Source organism: Mariniluteicoccus flavus, from assembly GCF_054776655.1.
In genome coordinates this window covers 306,817-327,318 of the sequence record NZ_BAAHBN010000002.1, presented here as the reverse complement: position 1 = coordinate 327,318, position 20,502 = coordinate 306,817, and the positions used below count along the sequence as shown (strand labels likewise).

The 20,502-nt window shown below is 66.8% G+C and carries 15 protein-coding genes; 5 read left to right on the top strand and 10 right to left on the bottom strand.

Translation table 11 applies throughout. The features are described 5' to 3' along the window. Positions 1-175 precede the first annotated feature (175 nt). Positions 176-859, top strand: coding sequence for a Crp/Fnr family transcriptional regulator (locus ACYVAG_RS05515; protein ID WP_246990420.1), 684 nt, complete (start codon positions 176-178; stop codon positions 857-859). Between the two features lie 84 nt (positions 860-943). On the opposite strand, the gene ACYVAG_RS05510 is transcribed toward ACYVAG_RS05515, so the two are convergent. The 5 genes from ACYVAG_RS05510 to chrA all read right to left on the bottom strand — a co-directional run bounded on the left by ACYVAG_RS05510 (position 944) and on the right by chrA (position 6,108). After that, positions 944-1,729 carry a ZIP family metal transporter gene (locus tag ACYVAG_RS05510; protein ID WP_246990419.1) on the bottom strand — a complete coding sequence of 262 codons (786 nt, stop codon included), beginning with the start codon at positions 1,727-1,729 and terminating at the stop codon, positions 944-946. 13 nt (positions 1,730-1,742) lie between these two features. Then, positions 1,743-2,075, bottom strand: a complete 333-nt coding sequence (gene fdxA, locus ACYVAG_RS05505; RefSeq protein WP_119076069.1) for a ferredoxin — start codon at positions 2,073-2,075, stop codon at positions 1,743-1,745. 48 nt (positions 2,076-2,123) lie between these two features. Further along, positions 2,124-2,852: a VIT1/CCC1 transporter family protein gene (locus ACYVAG_RS05500; RefSeq protein WP_460767626.1), complete on the bottom strand. Its 729-nt coding sequence runs from the start codon at positions 2,850-2,852 to the stop codon at positions 2,124-2,126. A gap of 24 nt (positions 2,853-2,876) precedes the next feature. Beyond that, complete coding sequence (locus tag ACYVAG_RS05495) at positions 2,877-4,820, bottom strand: heavy metal translocating P-type ATPase (protein WP_460767623.1); 1,944 nt, start codon at positions 4,818-4,820, stop codon at positions 2,877-2,879. 124 nt (positions 4,821-4,944) lie between these two features. Then, positions 4,945-6,108, bottom strand: coding sequence for a chromate efflux transporter (gene chrA, locus ACYVAG_RS05490; RefSeq protein ID WP_460767620.1), 1,164 nt, complete (start codon positions 6,106-6,108; stop codon positions 4,945-4,947). A gap of 290 nt (positions 6,109-6,398) precedes the next feature. On the opposite strand from chrA, the gene mobF reads away from it, so the two are divergent. From mobF to ACYVAG_RS05475, 3 genes are all read left to right on the top strand, one after another. Beyond that, complete coding sequence (mobF, locus tag ACYVAG_RS05485) at positions 6,399-9,935, top strand: MobF family relaxase (RefSeq protein ID WP_460767617.1); 3,537 nt, start codon at positions 6,399-6,401, stop codon at positions 9,933-9,935. 116 nt (positions 9,936-10,051) lie between these two features. Next, positions 10,052-11,008 (top strand): AAA family ATPase, encoded by a 957-nt coding sequence (locus tag ACYVAG_RS05480; RefSeq protein WP_055344166.1) that lies wholly within the window; start codon positions 10,052-10,054, stop codon positions 11,006-11,008. 140 nt (positions 11,009-11,148) lie between these two features. Further along, positions 11,149-13,617, top strand: coding sequence for a S8 family peptidase (locus tag ACYVAG_RS05475; RefSeq protein ID WP_460767612.1), 2,469 nt, complete (start codon positions 11,149-11,151; stop codon positions 13,615-13,617). 19 nt (positions 13,618-13,636) lie between these two features. Here ACYVAG_RS05475 and ACYVAG_RS05470 read toward each other — a convergent pair whose 3' ends face one another. From ACYVAG_RS05470 to ACYVAG_RS05450, 5 genes are all read right to left on the bottom strand, one after another. Then, positions 13,637-14,629: a DNA-processing protein DprA gene (locus ACYVAG_RS05470; RefSeq protein WP_313366568.1), complete on the bottom strand. Its 993-nt coding sequence runs from the start codon at positions 14,627-14,629 to the stop codon at positions 13,637-13,639. A 568-nt stretch (positions 14,630-15,197) separates the two neighbouring features. Beyond that, entirely contained in the window at positions 15,198-15,542 is a 345-nt protein-coding gene (locus ACYVAG_RS05465; RefSeq protein ID WP_235812663.1) for a hypothetical protein, read from the bottom strand. Between the two features lie 175 nt (positions 15,543-15,717). Beyond that, entirely contained in the window at positions 15,718-16,560 is an 843-nt protein-coding gene (locus ACYVAG_RS05460) for an SDR family oxidoreductase (RefSeq protein WP_460767608.1), read from the bottom strand. A gap of 54 nt (positions 16,561-16,614) precedes the next feature. Continuing rightward, the gene (locus tag ACYVAG_RS05455; RefSeq protein ID WP_460767605.1) at positions 16,615-17,073 is read right to left on the bottom strand and encodes a redoxin domain-containing protein; all 459 of its coding nucleotides are present in this window, start codon (positions 17,071-17,073) and stop codon (positions 16,615-16,617) included. A 20-nt stretch (positions 17,074-17,093) separates the two neighbouring features. Beyond that, positions 17,094-17,522: a DUF3052 domain-containing protein gene (locus ACYVAG_RS05450; protein ID WP_460767602.1), complete on the bottom strand. Its 429-nt coding sequence runs from the start codon at positions 17,520-17,522 to the stop codon at positions 17,094-17,096. A 204-nt stretch (positions 17,523-17,726) separates the two neighbouring features. Here ACYVAG_RS05450 and aceE point away from each other — a divergent pair, with 204 nt between their 5' ends. After that, the gene (aceE, locus tag ACYVAG_RS05445) at positions 17,727-20,489 is read left to right on the top strand and encodes a pyruvate dehydrogenase (acetyl-transferring), homodimeric type (RefSeq protein WP_460767599.1); all 2,763 of its coding nucleotides are present in this window, start codon (positions 17,727-17,729) and stop codon (positions 20,487-20,489) included. Positions 20,490-20,502: the final 13 nt, after the last annotated feature.

Sequence of the window (20,502 nt, the reverse complement as noted above, 5' to 3'; positions counted from 1 at the left end):
CCCTTTCGTGATGTGTTCCTTATTGGTACCTTCACGATAGGTTTGCGGCGCCCGGAACTCCTTGACATAGATCATGTTCGGTGCGCGCCTGCTACCGAGGCGTCGCTGCCGCTGCCGCTGCCGCTGCCGCTGTCCGGTCCCGCGGCGCCGATGCCGACTCCGGTAGACTTGCCACATGCCTGTGGATGATTTGTGCGTCAGCCGCGTGCCGATCTTCCAAGGACTCACCCGCGAGGAGCAGTTGCGGGTCGCGGAGTTCGTCCGCCCGGTGCATGTTGCCAAGGGAGAGACGGTCTATTCGCCAGGACAGTCGGTGTCGCGTCTGTTGGTGATGCACAGCGGACAGCTCAAGGTCAGCCATGCGGCGGCCAATGGCCAGGAACAAATCCTGCGCACGGTGACCAACGGTGATGTCGTGGGCGAACGGGCCTTCCTGACCGGCCACCTGCCCAATGACCTCGTCGTCGCGCTGGAAGACAGCCGGATGTGCGTCTTCGACCACACCGACCTCTCGGCCCTGCTGCGCGACTACCCTGATGTCGGTCTGCGGATGCTGCGGACTCTGTCCGACAGGCTCGCCTCCGTCGAGCGATTGCTGGCCGCCATCACCTCCAGCGATGTCAGTGCCCGCATCGCGGCCTACTTGCTGGATCTGCCCGGCAGCATCCGAGACGGCGTGCCCACAGTGTGGCTGCCGTTGGCGAAGTACGAAATCGCCTCCTATCTGGGCACCACGCCAGAAACTCTGAGCCGACGCCTTGCCGCGCTCTCCGCCTCCGGTGTCATCGAACTCCACGGGCGTCGTGATGTCACGATTCTCGACATTGATGGGCTCGAACGCGTAGCCACACCTCGATAGACCGGTATCGCCATGGCTTGGCTAAAGGTGGCGTGCGACCGGGCCCGTATGCGGCTTGCCCCGTCCTCGGGTGCGTAAGCATGGTCACATCAGCATCATGAGGATGAGAAATAGCAGGAAGCCGCCGGCTGCCATCGCGATGGTGCCGGTGCTCTCTTTGATTTCGTAGGCTTCGACCAACAGCTCTGCGACGGCGGTGAAAAGCAGGGCGGCGGCACCAAAGCCGAGGCCTGCGATCAGCACGGGGGCTGAGACACCGGCGAAGACGACAGCGCCGAGCACCGCGCCGATAGGCATCATGACCGCAACGAAGGCGCCGACACCGATCGCGGTGCCGAGGGAGCCGCCGCCCGCGCGCGCGGATCCCGCTGTGGAGGCGGCGACGAACAGAAGCTCGATCGACAGCGCGATCGCGATCAAGAGGGCTGCCGCCCCGCCGGCGGACAAGGCGATGCCGATGATGGCGCCGTCGATCAAGACAACGACCGCGAGGGCGACGACGAGGCGGAGATTCACACCCGTGACCGCCTTGGTCTGACTATCACCGTGCCCGTGCCCGTGCCCGTGCCCGTGCTCGTCGCCGTGGGAATGGCCGTGGCCGAACCGGGTGAGGAGCGCGCGCAGCGCCAGCATGAACGCAGTGCCTAGCACGAAGCCGATGATCAGCGGCCAGCCGCCACCCAGGTGGAGCGCCTCCGGGAGCAGATCCAGTGTTGCCGCGGCGATGATCAAGCCTGCGGCGAAGTGTTGTACATAACTGGTGAGTGTGGAGGTCTGGCCACGCGTCGCGAGAGCCGCGATCACCGCCCCCAGGACACCTGCCACCAGGCCGATCGTGCCCAGTCCGAGCGCCTGTCCGAACAGTTCCATGTCGATTCGCCAGTTAGAGGCTGGCGTCTTTATTTTGCGGGGGCAATGCCGCAACCAATGGATGATCCCTGCCGGTGTTGCCGAGTTTGACGGCGCCACCCGGTGAACCCAGTTCGTCAAAGAACTCGACATTCACTCTGTAGTACTCCGCCCACTGATCGGGGGTGTCATCCTCGTAATAGATGGCTTCAACCGGACAGACGGGCTCGCAGGCCCCGCAGTCCACACACTCGTCCGGGTGAATGTAGAGCGACCGCTCGCCTTCATAGATGCAGTCCACCGGGCACTCTTCAACGCAGGCCTTGTCCTTGACGTCTATACAGGGCTGGGCGATTACATAAGTCATGGGTGAACGCCACCTTCACGGTCAGCTGGGTTCAGCGGTCGTCTCCGCTCAGCCAACAGCGACGCCGAAGAGCAGGCCGATGAGGTAAGTCGCAATCATCGTCGCTGAGCCCATCACCACGTTCCGGAGGATGGCCCGGCCGCGCGGGGCCCCGCCGAGGGCGGCGCTGATCCAGCCGGTGAGGAACAAGCCGATCACCACTGCAACCGCGGCGATCCAGACGCGATTCTCGCCGAATGGCAAAAGGATCATTACGAGCGGGATGAGCGCTCCCAGCGCGAACGAGACGAATGACGAGACAGCCGCCGCCCAGGGGCTGGTGAACTCTTCGGGGTCGATTCCAAGTTCAACCTCTGCATGGGCTGCGAGGGCGTCCTTCGCGGTGAGCTCGACCGCGACCTGATGCGCGAGGTCGTCCGAGAGCCCACGCTGACGGTAGAAGCCGGCGAGTTCTTCGAGTTCTTCCTGAGGTATGGTCTCGACTTCCCATTTCTCCTTGGCGATCAGCGCCTTCTCGGTATCGCGCTGGGTGCTCACCGAAACGTACTCGCCTCCGGCCATCGAGAATGCGCCAGCGACCACTGCGGCGATTCCTGCCGTGGCGATCGCGAGAACGTTGTTCGGGGTCGCCGCTGCGACACCGATCACGACGCCAGCGGTCGAGACGATGCCGTCGTTCGCTCCCAGTACCCCGGCGCGCAGCCAGTTGAGTCGCTGGCCGGTGCCCCGGTCGTGAGGTTCGCCGGGATGGGCTTGGGGTGCTGTTTTTCTAGCCATGGCTCGGTGCCTCCATAGTGATTCTCAGTGGGTTCGCTGGCTCTCTCGGCCTGTCAGCGGTGTGCGCTGTGCGCCGTCTGCGTTGGCTCGCGACGCCTTGAGTTTGCGCTCGGCGCGCGGGCCGACGGCGCGCAGCGCGCCCAGGATCGCGACGAGGTCGACGACTTCTTGGAGCCAGGCCCCGATCAACGCGGGAAGGAACCCGAACGCTGCGACGAGCATGAGACCCACGCTGATGATGATGCCGAGCCAGATGCTCTGGAGAGCGATCCGCACCGTGTCCTTTCCCACGCGTACCGCCAGGGGGAGGGAAGCGAGGGTGTCGTACCGGTTCACAATGTCGGCGGACTCGCTCGCGGCGGTCGCGCCCCGAGCCCCCATCGCGAAACCGATATCGGCAGCGGCGAGCACCGGGGCGTCGTTGAGGCCGTCGCCGACCATGATGAGCGGCCTGGGCTGCACCGTGCTCACGATGCGTACTTTGTCGGAGGGCCGGCACTCGGCGTGCACCTCGTCGATGCCGAGGCTCGCGGCGATCGGCTCGGCAGTGGTCGCCACGTCGCCGGTGACCATGAGCGTGCGTTCGATCCCGAGCCCGTGCAGCTCGTGGAGCGCCTGCGCAGCCTCGTCCCGCGTCTGGTCGCGCATCACGATCGCGCCCGCGAAGCGGTCGTCGACGGCGACGTAGATCGCGAGCTCCCCGGGCTCCAGCGAGGCGAGCGCGAGGGTCGGGGCGAACTCGCGGAGCCAGGAGGGCTTGCCTACCCGTACCGTCGCCACCGCACCGTTTGTGCTGTCGGACGCGAACTGCGCGGCGACGCCGTTGGTGGCGATCTCCTCGGCTCCGAGCTCCTCGGCTCCGAGCACTTCCAGCAGCGGATATCCGTGCTGCTTGGCCGCCGCGACGACCGATTCTGCGAGCACGTGGGACGAGTACACCTCGGCCGATGCGGCGAACCGGAGCACGCTCATCTCGTCGAAGCCGGGCTCAGCAAGGATGCGTTCGAGCACGGGCCGCCCGGTCGTGATGGTGCCGGTCTTGTCGAACGCCGCGGAGCGTACCCGCGAGAGCTGTTCGAGAGTGCCGCCGCCCTTCACGATAAGCCCGAAGCGCGCAGCCCGGCTCATGCCGCCGAGGAACGCGACCGGTGCGGCGATCAGCAGGGGGCACGGCGTTGCGACCACCAGCACCTCGGCGAATCTGACCGCCTCCCCGCTGGCCACCCATGCAACGCCCGCGATGACGAGCGAGAGTACCGTGAACGGCACCGCATAGCGATCGGCGAGCCGCACCACTTTCGCCTTGCTGCCCGCGGCCTGCTCGACCAGACGCACGATCTGCTGGTACTCGCTGTCTGAGGCGAGCGCGACAGCCCGCATCGTGACCGCACTCGCACCGTTCACCACTCCGCTGGAGACGCGCTCGCCCGCCACGCGCTCGACCGGCAGGCTCTCACCCGTGAGCGAGGATTCATCGAGCACAGCATGCTCTGACACGAGCACCGCGTCGACCGGTACGAGCGCGCCGGGCCGTACAAGCAGCAGATCGCCGACCTCGACGGCTTCGACCGGCACGTCCTCGGCGACCGCCTCGAGGGTTGAGCGGCCCGCCGGGGCGGCCTCGTCGCGCAGCAGCCTGGTGGCCTGCTGCGGGGCTTTGCGCAGCAGCGCGGTGAGCTCGCGCTTGGAGCGGTTCTCAGCGTAGTCTTCGAGGGCCGCGCCGCCGGTGAGCATGAGCACGACCACGAGCGCGGCCCACGGCTCACCGACGAGCACAGCCGCAGTGATCGCGGTGACCGCGAGGATGTCGAGCCCGGCGTGGCCTTTGAGGAGCTGGCGGATCATGCCGACCGCCTCCCACGCTGCGATCGCCAGCGCATACGCGCCGACGAGCCACGGGGCGGTTTCTCGGGCAGGGGTGGTGAGCAGGATCAGGCCGACCATCGCGATCAGCAGGGTCGCGAACACCAGCGGATACGCCTTGGCTGCGGCAGAAACTCGTCTCACGCTGCAAGCTTCGCAGATCGCGGGCGTCGGCGCATCGCAGGCGGGCCTTGCCTCAGCCTGCTTCGGTCTCGGCCGAGGGCGTGGTTCAGAGCAGCAGCGCCCCCAGCCCAGCAGCTCCCAGCACCACCGCCCAGGCGGGAGCCTTCCACGCGGTCAGTGCGACGAATGCCACTGCGACGATTACGAGAGAGTGCGGTCCGGCGACGCCCTCGTTGAACACCGGATCGTACAGGGCCGCCGCGAGCAGGCCGACGACTCCCGCATTCACGCCCTTCAGCGCTCGCTGCACCCTCGGGGCTCGGCGCAGCCGATTCCAGAGCGGCAGTACGCCGATGATGAGGAGGGCCGAGGGGAGGAAGATCGCGACGAGGGCGATCGATGCTCCGAGCGCCCCCGAGGGGCCGCTCGTCGTGACCGCGCCAAGGAAAGCGGAGAACGTGAACAACGGACCAGGCACCGCCTGCGCGGCTCCGTACCCGGCCAGGAACGCGCCGGGCTCTACGAGCCCTGTCTGCACCGTCTCCGCCTGCAGGAGCGGCAGCACGACATGGCCGCCCCCGAACACGAACGAGCCCGCACGGTAGAAGAGGTCGAACAGACTGAGTGCCGCATCTCCTGTCGCTGTTGCGAGGATCGGGAGGGTCACCAGCAGCAGGGCGAACGCGATCAGGCAGCCGATCGAGACGCCCCGGTGCAGGCGCACCGGAAATCGATCCTCAGTCCTGGCGGGTGCCCCGGTGTGCGCGGTGCGCGCAAGGAACAGCAACCCGGCGATGCCCGCGGCGATCATGGCACCAAGCATCGCGAGCGGGCCCGGCACGAGCAGCACGAGCACCATGACCGCGACCGCGATCGTCGCGCGACGAGCATCGGGGGTGAGCGATCTTGCCATGGCGAGCACAGCGTGGGCGACTACCGCGACCGCAGCCGCCTTCAAACCGAGTACCCAGCCCGCCTGCGAGAGATCCCCGCTCGCGCCGATACCGAGCGCGAAAGCGAAAAGCAGCATGGCTGAGGGGAGCGTGAAGCCGGCCCAGGCGGCGAGCATGCCGAGGATACCGGCGCGCTGCAGGCCGATCGCCATGCCGACCTGACTCGACGCCGGCCCGGGCAGGAACTGGCACAGCGCGACGAGATCCGCGTAGGCGCGGTCACTGAGCCATCCTCGCCGCTCGACGAACTCGGTGCGGAAATAGCCGAGGTGAGCGACCGGCCCGCCAAACGACGTCAACCCGAGCCGCAGGAACACGAGGAAGACCCGTCCCGATGAACCCGGGAATGGGCGAGACGCAACTGAATCAGGGAGTCCCATCCCACCAAGTCTGCCGTTGAGCCCGCGCTCTGGAAAGCAACTCGCCAGCTGACACCTAACGTTCATATTGGTTCGCATGACTCCGAAACGCATTTGCCTCCTTGCTCCCGGATCTACCCCGTTCCCCTCCAGTGCTCTCGGCAACAAGATGGAAGCCGTCTGGAGCTCAGGGCTTGAGCCAAGCCTCGGATTCCTACCTATCGGATGTGACGGTTACGATGCGCGTGATGAGCGCCGGTGACGGCTACAAGTATCTGCTGCGCTCCGTCGTTGCAGGCGACGGCGACCGGAGCCTTTCGACGCCGCTGACTCGCTACTATGCCGAGGTCGGGAATCCTCCCGGCAGCTGGCTCGGCTCTGGCCTCGCCCAGCTCGGCGAAGGTCGCATCACTCCCGGCGAGGAGGTATCGGAGCAGCAGCTCCAGCTCCTCATCGGGATGGGCTGCGACCCGGTGACAGGCGACCCGCTCGGCCGCGCCTACCCGGTGTACAAGACCCCGGCCGAGCGCATCGCCGAGCGTGTCGAGGCTCTTGACGCGGATCTCGGCCCGGCCTCGCGTGCGGAAGCGATCGCCGAGATCGAGGCCGAAGAACACGGACGCGGAACGAGGAAGGCCGTCGCGGGATACGATTACACGTTCTCGCTGCCGAAGTCGGCGTCGGTGCTGTGGGCGGTCGCTGACGCCGGAACCCAGGCGCTCATCGCCGAAGCGCATCACGCGGCGATCGCCGAGGTGATCGACTTCATGGAACGAGAAGTCGCCGCGACCCGTGTTGGCATGACCGGCGCCGACGGTGGAGCGGTCGCGCAGGTCGATACCTTCGGTCTCGCCGCGACCGCCTATGACCACTACGACTCCCGTAGTTCCGACCCTCACCTTCACACGCACGTCGTCGTGTCGAACAAAGTGAAGACCACGCTGGACGGGCGGTGGCGGTCTTTGGATGGGCGGCCGATGCACGCCGCGACCGTCGCGCTCTCCGAACTGCACGAGGCGATCATCGCCGACCACCTCACCCGACTGCTCGGAGTGGAGTGGGAGGCGCGGGATCGCGGCCGCGACCGCAACCCCGCCTGGGCGATCTCGACGGTGCCGGAAGAGCTCGTGCTCGAGTTCTCCACCCGCGCCCGCCAGATCGACGCCGAGAAAGATCGCCTCATCGCGGAATACGTCGAGAAGCATGGGCGGCAGCCCTCGGCCGCGGCGATCATCAAGCTCCGTGCTCAAGCCACGCTGTCCACCAGGCCCGAGAAGCAGGTGCGATCCCTTGCCGACCTCACGACCGAGTGGCGCAAGCGCGCCACAGCACTGCTGGGGCGGGACGCGTCGGAATGGGTGCGAGAGGCGATCCCGGCAGCACCCGCACGGGTGCTGCGCGCCGACGACCTTCCCTTGGATGAGATCGAGAAGATCGGCCGCGCCGTGATGGAGGCCGTTGGTGAGAAGCGGTCGACCTGGCACCGCTGGAACCGGACCGCCGAGGCCGCACGGCAGACGATGGAGTATCGCTTCGCGACAACACGGGATCGCGAGGCCGTCAGCGGGATGGTCGTCGATGCCGCCGAACACGCCTCGCTGCGACTGACTCCGCCGGAACTCGCGTCGACGCCGGCCCGGTTCCAGCGTCCGGATGGGTCGAGCGCGTTCCGCCCCCGCCACGGCATCCTGTATTCCTCCGAGGCGCTGCTCGATGCGGAGAAGCGGCTCCTCGAACGCTCCCGAACCCTGACCGGCCCCGAGCTCCCGCTCGCCCTCATCGAGAAGGTCACGAGACGCCCGGACAGGGAGGGGCGGATGCTCGGCTCTGACCAGGCCGACGCGCTCACACGGATCGCGGTCTCAGGCCGTCAGCTCGATCTCCTCGTCGGCCCGGCCGGCACCGGGAAGACGACCGCGATGCTCGCGCTCCGCACCGCCTGGGAACAGCAGCACGGCACCGGCTCCGTGGTCGGACTCGCCCCGTCAGCGGTCGCTGCGGAAGTGCTCGCCGGAGATCTCGGGATCAAGACCGAGAACACTGCACGGTGGTGGACGCTACACATCATGACCGGCAGCACCTTCCAGACGGGTCAGCTCGTGATCGTGGACGAGGCGAGCCTCGCCGGCACCCTCTCACTCGACCGCATCACCGGGGCTGCGGCGAAAGCCGGCGCGAAGATTCTGCTCGTCGGCGACTACGGGCAGCTCCAATCCCCGGCAGCGGCAGGTGCGTTCGGGCTCCTCGCCGGCGACCGCCCTGACACCCCGGAGCTTTCCACGATCCACCGCTTCACGCACGAATGGGAGAAGACCGCATCGCTACGCCTCCGCCTCGGAGAACCCGACGTGATCGATGTCTACCAGGACGCCGACCGGATCATCGGCGGCACCACCGACGACATGACCGCCCGCGCCTACGAGGCGTGGAGGGCGGACCGTGAAGCCGGGATCGAGTCGATCCTGGTCTCGGACTCCGGCGAAGCGGTTGCAGCGCTGAACCTGCGCGCCCGTACCGAGCTCATCCTCGCCGATGTCGTGAACCCGCTCCGAGGCGAAGTCACGCTGAACGGCGGCGTGCAAGCGGCTGTGGGTGACACGGTGATCACGCGGAAGAACGAGCGGAAGCTGCGCACCCGGTTCTCGTGGGTGCAGAACGGGAACAGGTGGACGATCACGAAAGTGCGCCCCGACGGATCAGTGACCGTGCGCCCCGCCGGCCCAGGCCGTGGCGAGTCGATCGTGCTCCCCGCCGACTACGTCGCCCAGCACCTCGACCTCGGCTACGCAGTCACCGCCTACCGCGCCCAAGGCGTCACGACCGACACTGCGCACGTACTGGTCGAACCGACCTCGACCAGAGAGACCTTCTACGTCGCGATGACCCGAGGACGGCACTCGAACCACGCCTACGTGGCTCTCGACCGCGCAGACGACCATGCGCAGCCGTACCCCGGCGACGATCCGCATGCTACGGCGCGAAGCGTGTTGTACGGCGTTCTGCAGCACAGCGGGGGCGAACTCTCGGAGCACGAGACCATCGTGGCCGAACAGGAACAGTGGGGCTCCATCGCTCAACTCGCCGCCGAGTACGAGACCATCGCCGCCGCAGCTCAACACGACCGCTGGGCCACCCTCGTCCGGGGCTCCGGGCTCACCGAGGACCAGGCCGAGAGCGCCATCGAGTCCGAGGCGTTTGGCCCGCTTACGGCCGAACTGCGCCGCGCCGAAGCCAACCACCACAACGTCGATACGCTCCTGCCCCGCCTCGTCGCCGCGCGCGGGTTCAGCGACGCCGACGACATCGCCGCCGTCCTTCATTACCGGGTGGAGCGTGCGACAGCGCGTCCCGCAGGCTCCGGCAGGACTCGCAAGCCACCGCGACTCATCGCCGGCCTCCTTGCACAGGCGCATGGAGTCATCGACGTCGAGATGCGAGCAGCGCTCGACGAGCGAGAGGAGCTGATCGAGGCACGCGCCGACGCCGTACTCGACGGCGCGCTGACCGAGAGCGTGCCGTGGACGAAGGCCCTTGGAGCGCAGCCGAACGACCGACGACGAGCGGCGACCTGGCGCGAGGCCGCCCGCGTAGTCGCCGCCTACCGAGACCGCTACCGCATCACCGACGACGCACCGCTCGGAGCCCCGCCCGAGTCGGCCGCACAGAAGATCGACGCCGCAAGGGCGCGCGCCGCGCTCGACCAAGCGCGAGTGGCCGCTGAAGCCCTGGATGATGCTCATGTGGTTCGGAGCCCGTCAAGAGGCGGTCCGTCGCGGGCGCTGTAGGGCCAGTGGCGGCTCCAGGGTGCGGACGGTCGAATGTCGGCGCGGCCAAGTAGCCTCGGAGCCACACGCCAGTAGACTTGAACCCACATGACGACACGGCTGAAGGAGGCGGGACGATGGCGCGCGCTGATCTACTCCTAGACCTCGTCGAGGCCGAACGCCGCGGTGATCGGGAACGCTTCAAGGTGCTGGTTGAGTCGGTCATCGCCGAAGAGCGCGCCAACCAGCATCATCTTCTCGCTGATCGGCTCTCGCAACTCATCACGACGACGGGGCAGGGACCCGTCCGTGACGACCGAGCAGCGGCGATCCGCGATCTCGTGCATGAGGTCGTACCGAACCGTCGGCTACATGAACTCGAACTTGCACCGGTCCCGCAGCGAGTCGTTACCGAACTGATCGAGGAGCAGAAGCGCGCGGAACTTCTGCGTAGTTACGGTATTGAGCCGCGCAACCGCCTTCTGCTGTCCGGCCCGCCTGGAAACGGGAAGACGAGTGTGGCCGAAGCGATCGCGGCAGAACTGATGCTTCCCTTCTACGTGATCCGCTACGAAGGTGTGATGTCGAGTTTCCTCGGCGAAACGGCCGCACGGCTTGACAACGCCTTTGAGTTCGCGCGGACTCGCCGTTGCGTGCTGTTCTTCGACGAACTGGACACCATCGCCAAAGAGCGAGCGGACGAGCATGAGACCGGCGAGATCAAGCGAGTGGTGTCGACGCTGCTGCTCCAAATCGACAGACTGCCACCCCACGTGATCCTCGTTGGCGCAACGAACCACGGCGAGCTGCTGGATCGGGCGGCATGGAGACGGTTCCAGATTCGGACGGAGTTGGGAGCGCCTAGCCGCGCACAGGCGACGAGATTCCTCGAACGTCTCGCTGAGCGCCTCGGAGGCGACCTCGGTTTCGCTCCTCGGACCCTCGCTGACAAGTTGGCCGGCGCGAGCTTCGCCGAGTTGGAAGAGTTCGCACTTGATGTGCGCCGCCGTGCGGTACTGGAACTTCCGGATGACAACATCCGCCGGATCGTGCAAGAACGGCTTGAACACCGCCGAGGTCAGGCGGCAGGGTGACAGTTGAGCGTAGACCGCTCCTTGCGTTCGGGCCGGCGGAGGTTGTAGCGCGGCCAACTCAGACCCCGCGTGATCTTCCACGTCTGTCAAGGCCGGGCGCTGGGCGACAAGGTGAACGCCTGACTCCTCAGTTCAAGGACTTGGCCGCGGCTTTCGAAGCCGAACGTGCCCGTCTGAGCGCAGACACCCCAGAGGAGATCGACCCCGCACTCGTGGTCGTGTTTGATCTGGCGGGAAGCGTCAAGGACTTCCGCAACGCGATCAACCGGATCGATGGCCTGGAGTTTCTGTCTGAGCTTCTCGGGGATCAATCTGACCCCGACGACGATTTCCACATGAGGGAGTGTGAAGCTGGACGGACCGACAAGCGCGTCACGCACTCGCTGTACCTGGTCATGTCCAACACCAAAGCGATCGACGAACTACTCCGGCTCTTCGCTCAATGGCAGGCCGACCCGTCCGCGTCGTTCGAGCACGGGCTCGGCAAGTTCAAGACGGCCTTCCAGCAACTGACAGCGATACGTCGGTGGGGCGCTGAGGACCGCATCCGTGAGACTGGTCTACGAGAGCGCTGGGAAGAGACTCTCAGCATGGTCGGTCAGTCAGTAAGCACCGTCCTCGTCGAAGTCGAGCTCTGGCACAGGCGTGATGCCGCCCAGCGTGCGGCTGCCGAGGCGCACGTCGAGGAAGTCATCACTTCCAGCGCCGGGCGAGTCTTGGATCGCTCGCAGATCGGAGAGATCGAGTACCACGCGCTCCTGGCTGAACTCCCGATCCAGCAGGTCCAGTCCGTGTTGACCAACGGAGCTTCGGCCATTCGGCTCCTCACGACTGATGATGTCATGTTCGTCAGCCCCTTCACCCCGATGAGCGTTGCGCCAGGGACTCTTGAGCCAGTTGCTCAAACCCAACTTGCTCGCAGCGACAGAATCGAAGGCAAGCCTCGGATCGCGCTGCTCGACGGGCTGCCGTTCACCAACCACGACGCGCTCCAAGGTCGGCTCTCGATCGATGACCCTGATGAGATCGGTGAGAACTACCCCGTCGCGGCTCGCCACCACGGAACCGCCATGGCGTCACTCATCATTCACGGCGACCTCACTGATGGCGGTCCACCGCTTGATCGTCCGCTCTACATACGACCGATCCTGCAGCCCCACGAGTTCATGCCTGGACACGAGCAGGTAGTCCCAAATCGTCTGCTCACCGACGTCCTTCACCGCGCAATCAGACGGATTGTGAAAGGCGAGGGGAACCAACCTGCCGCAGCGCCGAGCGTCCGGGTTGTGAACCTGTCCATTGGCGCGCAGACGCGAGCACTCACGCGCCGAATGAGCCCCGTCGGGCGCCTGCTGGACTGGCTCGCCCACTCGTACAATCTGCTGTTCGTCGTCAGCGCGGGCAACCACACCGACGAGTTCACGATCCCCGCCGATGCCGCGCACGACACCGAGGCCGCTCGCCTGGCTGCAATGCGGGACGGCTTCGAGACGGCGCTGCTGCGCGGCATCCTTCCGCCTGGCGACGCCCTGAACGCCCTCACCGTCGGCGCCACGCACTCAGACGGCCTCGGTGAGATCGAGGTTCCGGACACGGTATGGGACATCACCCACCCGGACGCTCCCGCACACTATGGGTCTGTTGGGCCCGGCGTCGATCGGTCGGTCAAGCCGGACCTTCATCACTCCGGAGGTCGCGCCCTCTACACGCGCCCCATCGTCCTGCCCGGTCAGACTGACGTTGCCGTCGGCCTGGCTCATACCGCCGCGACGGGACCCGGCTTGCAGGTGGCCGCTCCGGGACGAGGCGGTGCTACCAACAGCACGGTGTTCACGAACGGCACCAGTAACGCGACCGCGCTCGTCACCCGTGAAGCCAGCAGGCTGTTTGACCTCCTTGAGTCCGACAACCGCGACCCCGAAGACGCACCCCTTCCTGATCCGCAGTACCACCCGCTGCTCGTGCGTGCCCTCCTTGCCCATGCAAGCAGCTGGGGCGCCTGGGAGAACAGCCTGCGCAACGGTCGTGGTCTCAATGGCCAGGACGCTCGGCGGCAGCTGACGGCTCTGCTCGGCTACGGTCGCCTCGACCTCAGCAGACTCGGCGAAGCCGCATCCAACCGAGCGGTCCTCGTTGCCGGCGGTCAAATCGCACGGAACGAGCGCCATACTTACGGCTTCCCACTGCCTCCCTCACTCCGAGCGAAAGCGGAATGGCACCGCTTCACCATCACGCTGGCATTCATGGCTCCAACGGTCGGCCAGCTCACTCGGTACCGCAGCGCCAAGGTCTACTTCAGCACGCCGGACACGACCCTGGCGGGTGGAGACCGAACCGATGCAGAGCACAACGCCGTGCGGCGAGGCAGCCTTCAACACGAGATCGTGCAGGGCACCCGCTCGATGTTTTTCGTAGATGGCGATGCCTTCCCGATCCACGTCGAGTGCATGGACGATGCCCAACGACTCCGTGCCGGTAACACCATCCGATATGCGCTGGTCGTGTCAGCAGAGACTGCCGAACAGACATCAAACACGATCCACGATGAAGTTCGCGACAGACTGCGACTCCGCGCGCGCGAGCGTGCCCGTGATCGCATCCGCTCGTAGCGCGATCTGAGACAGCGGCCTACAGCTGCCGCACTTCCCGAGCGCTGCTGACTGTGCGTTCAGGCATCAACAGAGATGCAGAACTCCCGCGCTCGACGTCGCGGGTCTCCAACGCGCGGTAGAGGTCAGCAGCATCGGTGATGACGGCGCAGTCCTTGTCGCGCAGCAGGCGGTGCGGCCCTGCGCTTGTTGCGCTGGTCACCGGACCGGGTACCGCGCCAACAATCCGCCCCAACTCTTGGGCGCGCTCTGCCACCTTCATTGATCCTGAGCGAGCTCCGGCCTCGACAACGACAGTCGCTGTGGAGAGCGCGGCCATCAACCGCGCCCGTGCAATGAAGCGGTGGCGCGTCGGAACCGCGCCTGGTGGAACCTCGCTGACCAGGAGGCCGAGGTCAGCCACCCGCTCAAGAAGTTCACGGTGACCGATTGGGTAGGGGCGATCAACGCCGTTCGCCACGACTGCAATCGTGTCGCCGTCGGATGCCAGCGCCGCTCGATGGGCAGCCCCTTCGATGCCGTACGCGCCGCCGGCCACGACTATCCGCTCCGCGTTGGCGAGATCGGAGGCCAGTTCCGCGGCGACGTGCTCGCCGTATGAAGTCGCGGCCCTCGCCGCGGTGATCGTGACGAGATCATCGAGTGGTCGCGCGAGGAAAGATGTCGTGCCACGAGTCCACAGGACGTATGGCCGCCGGTCGCCAAGATCGTCGAGTGCGGATGGCCACTCCCCGTCGCCGGGGATCAGGGTGCCGATGCCAGCGCGCTCGGCGTCGACGATGCGCTGCCCAAGTGTCCGAGCGTCTGAGCGCTCGAACTGGGCGCGCCACACCTGAGCGTCAACAGCACTGAGGCCCGGCACCGCGTCATCACGCTCAGCAAGCCGAAGCAGCTCAAACGCCCCCAGCTCGCCCAGGAGACGGCCTGTCACGGCGTCCTCTGGTTCGACGGTCATCGACAGCAGCATCCGTGCTGTGCGCTCGTCCTGGACTACGTGGCTCAGGTTCGTCATCGTCGGGTCCTCTCACTCCTACAGAGAGGTGCGCGCGGCGACGCGGGAGCCCAAGGGTTCCGTGAACGCCGACCCCGGCGTACAGTGGATGATGAGGCAGGTTCTCCTCATATTGCGGGTCCTCCGGGACGGCCTTCGGGCACTCACACACGTTCTGCCTCCTCGACGGAGTAACACGTGTGACAAGAGGCCGTCATGTTCCGCCTTATCTGGACGCTCAGCGTTCGCACTCGCGACTATCTGCACCGCTACATGCCGAGCAACCGGCTGCTCGCTGCTGTCCGCACCCGTCGCGGACTCAAGTGGGGGATGCCCGCGATGCTGGTCCGCTTCCGTACATCCTGATCGCCAGCGTGTGCTCTGGCTCGGCAGCCGACGGTGGCCCCGGTTGGCTCCACCTCATCGTGCTGTGGGCCTGCTGGAACGCACTGAAGTTCATCGTCATGGGACCCGTGAGCGTCGTTCTGCTCATCCGCGCGCGCCTGCGCGAGGCTGCGATCCGTCGTCGCCAGCGCCACGACTCGCTCGCCGAGGCAAGCACGCATGAGCCAGATCTTCGTGTCTAGGCTCAACTGCCCACGGCAGCGGCTGCTTTGATCCGAGAACGGCGGCCACCAGGTCGGATCACGACACCGTGCGATGCGAGCGCTTGCCGGACCGCCTGAGGCCCCGCCCCGACCTTCATGCCGACCTCTACCAGCGTCAACCCGCTGAGGTAGAGGTCGGCTGCTTCGTGGATGCGGGACGGATCGAACCGACCGCGGCGGATGGTGACCTCCCGACGGGTGAGGTGGGTGGCGACCGTGCGGCGGTTCACTCCGAACACGGATGCCAACTCCACGAGCGTCGCGCCCTCGCGGTACTGCGCCACCAGATTGTCGACCTGCTCGGGCCGTAGCAGGGTTTGAGCCATCCCAAGTGATCGCACCACTCGACCCCTGGAGTCGGAAACGGTAGGCTCCGAGGAGCGATGGTCGTGGTCGTAGAAGCCTCGTGACCTGCGCAAAGACAGGGTTTTCAGGTGTGGGCAGGGGTTCTCAAACTCTCTACGGAGGTCCACCGTGTGTCGCCGCCCTGGCGGAGCCACCTCACGCGTCGAGGTCCAGCGACGCCGACAGCTCCCGGTGTGCGTCGATCTGGCCCTGGATGGTCCGCAGGTTCTCCTCCGCGCTCGCCATGCCGTCCGCCCCGGCGACGAAGCGCAGCGGCATGTCCCCCGAGTCGGACAGCGTCACCAGCGCCCGGCCCAGCTTGGCCGGATCTCCACCCTGCTGGCCGTTCATCGCCGACCAGGCCTCGATCGTCTGCGCAGTGCGCTCGTCATAGTCGTCGACCTTCAGCTCGGGCCAGATGGTCGACGCTCCCTCGACGAGCAACTCGGTGCGGAAGAAACCCGGCTCGACCAGCATCGTCGCGATGCCGTAGGGCTCCACGTCGAAGCGCAGCGACTCCATCCATCCCTCGAGGGCGAACTTGGAGGACGCGTACGCCGCGCAGAACTCCTGCCCGATCAGGCCGGCCATCGACGAGATCGTGATGACCTGCCCCGCGCGCTGGGCGCGCATGGTCGGCAGCACGCCCCGGGTGACGTTGAGCGGCCCGAAGAAGTTGGTCTCCATCTGGGCCCGGAACTGCTCGGGGCTGATGTTCTCGAAGAATCCGGCATAGAAGTTGCCGGCGTTGTTGACCAGGACGTCGATGCGGCCGAACCGGTCCGCCGCCGCACGGGTGGCGGCGCCGCACGCGGCCGGATCGGTGATGTCCAGCGCCACCGTGAGCAGCCGTTCGTGGTCGCCCACCGCAGCCAGCACCCGGTCGGCGTCACGACCCGTGGCGACCACCTCGTGGCCGGCTGCGAGCGCGGCCTGCGCGATGTGGATGCCGAGCCCGCGGCTCGCCCCGGTGATGAACCAGACGTTCTTCCCGCTCATCTGACTGTCCTCCCACGTGCCGTGGTGGGTGCTGCAGTGATTGGTTCGGCGACCCTAGTCCTCCCAACGGTCCCCGTCTTCGCCCCGCAGCCGCTTCATCTGGTCGAGGTGGTCGGGGATGTCGCGGCCCGTCCCCACATTGTTGACCGTCGTCCACCGCACCGTGCCGCTCGGGTCGATGAGGAAGGACCCGCGTACGGCAGCGCCTGTCTGCTCGTCGAACACGCCGAACCGGCGGGCGATCTCGCCGTGCGGCCAGTGGTCGGTGATGAGGTTGCAGCCGAAGGACTCGGTGTCGGCGAACACGCGCAGCGAGAACATCGCGTCGCACGAGATGGCCGCGATGCGGCAGCCGAGTTCCTCGAACTGGGGGCGCAGGTCACGCAGGGCCCGCAGCTCGGAGCTGCAGATGCCGGTGAACGCGTACGGATAGAAGAACAGGAGCCACCAGGAGTCGCCCGGAATGGCGGTCTGTTGGCCGTACTGGTTGGTGCCCTCGAACGGCTCGATCACGGACCCCACGTCCGTCGGCGTCACTTGCGGCCGCCCTTGGGGCGCACGAGCTTCGTGGCGGCCCACTCGCGCGACACCGATGTCGTGCTCGTCTGGGAGAAGCCGGCAGCGACGGCGGCCTCGGCGATGTCGGCCGGGTCGACGTGACCCTCGCGGCCGACCTTGGGGGTGAACAGCCAGATGAAGCCGCCCGACGTGAGGTCGGTCAGCGCGTCGACGAGACCGTCGACCAGGTCGCCGTCCTCGTCGCGCCACCAGAGCAGCACCGCGTCGACGGCCTCCATGGCCTCCTCGACCAGCTCGCCGTCGATGGCGTCCTCGATGTCGACGCGCAGGTCGTCGTCGACATCGTCGTCCCAGCCCAGCTCCTGGACGACCATGCCCTGCTTCAGGCCCAGTTTCTCCGCCGCGGCGGACGTGACGCCCTCCGGTCCTGCGTTGGTGCCCACCCGTGTTCCTCACAATCCCTGTCGGTGTCGTGCGCGGCCAAGTCGACGCCGCGCACGGCCTTCCTTCCAAATCGTGCCAGACACGAGCCGAACGTGGTACCCCGGGCATGCCGGCCACCGTTTGCCCCGCTGTGGAACCGACCACTTGGAAGTGCAAAGATGGATGAGATAGCACGCAGTCGAAGCACCACTAAGGAGTCCTGCATGGCCAGGCCAGGAGAGCGTCCCGCGATCACCGCTGAAGGCACGGCCTTCCAGCTCCCCGACATCGATCCCGACGAGACGCAGGAGTGGCTCGAATCCTTCGACGGCCTGCTCGATGCGTCGGGACAGAACCGCGCGCGCTTCATGATGTTGAAGATGCTCGACCGCGCCCGGCAGCGCCAGGTGGGGCTGCCCGCGCTGCGCAGCAGCGACTACATCAACACGATCGCCCCCGAGGACGAGCCCTACTTCCCCGGCGACGAGGACCTCGAACGCCAGATCCGCCGCGCGATCCGCTGGAACGCCGCGATCATGGTGTCCAAGGCCAACCGCAAGGGCCTGGAGGTCGGCGGCCACATCGCGACCTACCAGTCCGCCGCCTCGCTCTACGAGGTCGGCTACAACCACTTCTTCCGCGGGAAGGACCATCCCGGCGGCGGTGACCACGTCTTCGTGCAGGGTCACGCCGCGCCCGGCATCTACGCGCGCTCGTTCCTGCTCGGCCGCCTGACGGCCGACCAGCTCGACGGCTTCCGCCAGGAGCACTCGCGCGGCGAGGGGAAGGGCCTGTCGTCCTACCCCCACCCCCGCTCGATGCCGGAGTTCTGGGAGCACCCGACGGTGTCGATGGGCATCGGCGCGATGACCGCGATCTATCAGGCGCGCTTCAACCGCTACCTCCACAACCGCGGCATCAAGGACACCTCCCAGCAGCACGTCTGGGCCTTCCTCGGTGACGGCGAGATGGGCGAGCCCGAGTCGCTCGGCGCCATCAACGTCGCCGCTCGCGAGGGCCTCGACAACCTCACGTTCGTCATCAACTGCAACCTGCAGCAGCTCGACGGCCCCGTCCGTGGCAACGGAAAGATCGTCCAGGAGCTCGAGTCGATCTTCCTCGGCGCCGGCTGGAACGTCATCAAGGTGCTGTGGGGTCGCGACTGGGATCCGCTGCTGGCCAAGGACGTCGACGGCGCTCTGGTCAACAAGATGAACACGACCCCCGACGGTCAATACCAGACCTACACCTCGGAGTCGGGCGGCTACATCCGCGAGCACTTCTTCGACGACCCGCGCCTCGCGCGCATGGTCGAGAACATGTCCGACGACGAGATCGAGGGCCTGTCGCGTGGCGGTCACGACTACCGCAAGGTCTTCGCGGCGTTCCAGTCGGCGTTCAACCACGTCGGCCAGCCCACGGTGATCCTCGCCCAGACGGTCAAGGGCTGGACGATCGAGGCCCTCGAGGCCAAGAACGCCACCCACCAGATGAAGAAGCTCACGACGGCCGACCTCAAGGCCTTCCGCGACCGCATCAAGATCCCGATCCCCGACGAGCAGCTCGAGGACGCGTACAACCCGCCCTACTACCACCCGGGCGAGGACTCCGACGTCATCAAATACATGATCGACCGGCGCATGAAGCTGGGTGGGTACGCGCCCATCCGCCGCGTGAACCCGCGCAAGCTCGAACTGCCGGCCGACAAGGTGTACGCGCCCCTGCTCGCCAAGCCGGACGGCGACAAGGTGCCGAAGGTGGCGACCACGCAGGCGTTCGTCCGCCTGCTCCGCGACCTGATGCGCGACAAGGGCATCGGCCAGCGCATCGTGCCGATCGCGCCCGACGAGTTCCGCACGTTCGGCATGGACTCGATGTTCCCGACCGCCAAGATCTACAACCCGGCGGGCCAGAACTACGAGTCGGTCGACCGCAAGCTGCTGCTGTCGTGGAAGGAGTCGGCCCAGGGCCAGCTGCTCCACGAAGGCATCTCCGAGGCCGGCGCCCTGTCGTCGTTCACGGCGGCCGGCACGGCGTACGCGACCCACGGCGAGCCGATGATCCCGGTCTATCTCTTCTATTCGATGTTCGGCTTCCAGCGCGTCGGCGACTTCATCTGGGCGGCCGCCGACCAGATGACGCGCGGCTTCCTCATCGGCGCGACCGCCGGCCGCACCACGCTGACCGGCGAGGGGCTGCAGCACGCCGACGGCCACTCCCCGCTGCTTGCGGCGACGAATCCGGCCGTGGTCCACTACGATCCCGCGTTCGCGTTCGAGGTGGCCCACATCGTGCAGGACGGTCTGCGCCGCATGTATGGCTCGAGCGAGGACCACCCGCACGGCGAGGACGTCATGTATTACCTGACGGTCTACAACGAGCCGACCGAACAGCCCGGCGCGCCCGATGACCTCGACGTCGAGGGCCTGCTCAAGGGCATCCACCTGTTCCGCCCTGCCGCCGACAAGGGCAACGCAAAGGCCCAGATCCTGGCGTCCGGCATCTCGGTTCCGGCCGCGCTCAAGGCGCAGCAGCTGCTCGCCGACGAGTGGCACGTTGACGCCGACGTGTGGTCGGTGACGTCGTGGAACGAGCTGGCGCGCGAGGCGCTCCACGTGGAGGACGACAACTTCCTCCACCCCGAGGCCGAGAACAAGGTGCCCTTCATCACCCAGCGTCTCGAGGGCGCCGAGGGCCCGGTCATCGCGGTCAGCGACTACCAGCGCGCGGTGCAGGACCAGATCAGGCCCTACGTCAAGCAGACGTGGCGTTCGCTCGGCACCGACGGGTTCGGCTTCGCCGACACCCGCGCGGCCGCCCGTCGCTTCTTCCGCACTGACGCCGAATCCATCGTGGTCGCGACGCTGGACGCGCTGGCCCGCGACGGGAAATACCGCAAGGACGCCCCGGCGGAGGCCTTCGCGAAATACAGGATCGACGACCCGACGGCCGTCGCGAACGTGAAGCAGGAGGGGGCGGGGGCCTGACCTGATGGCGTCG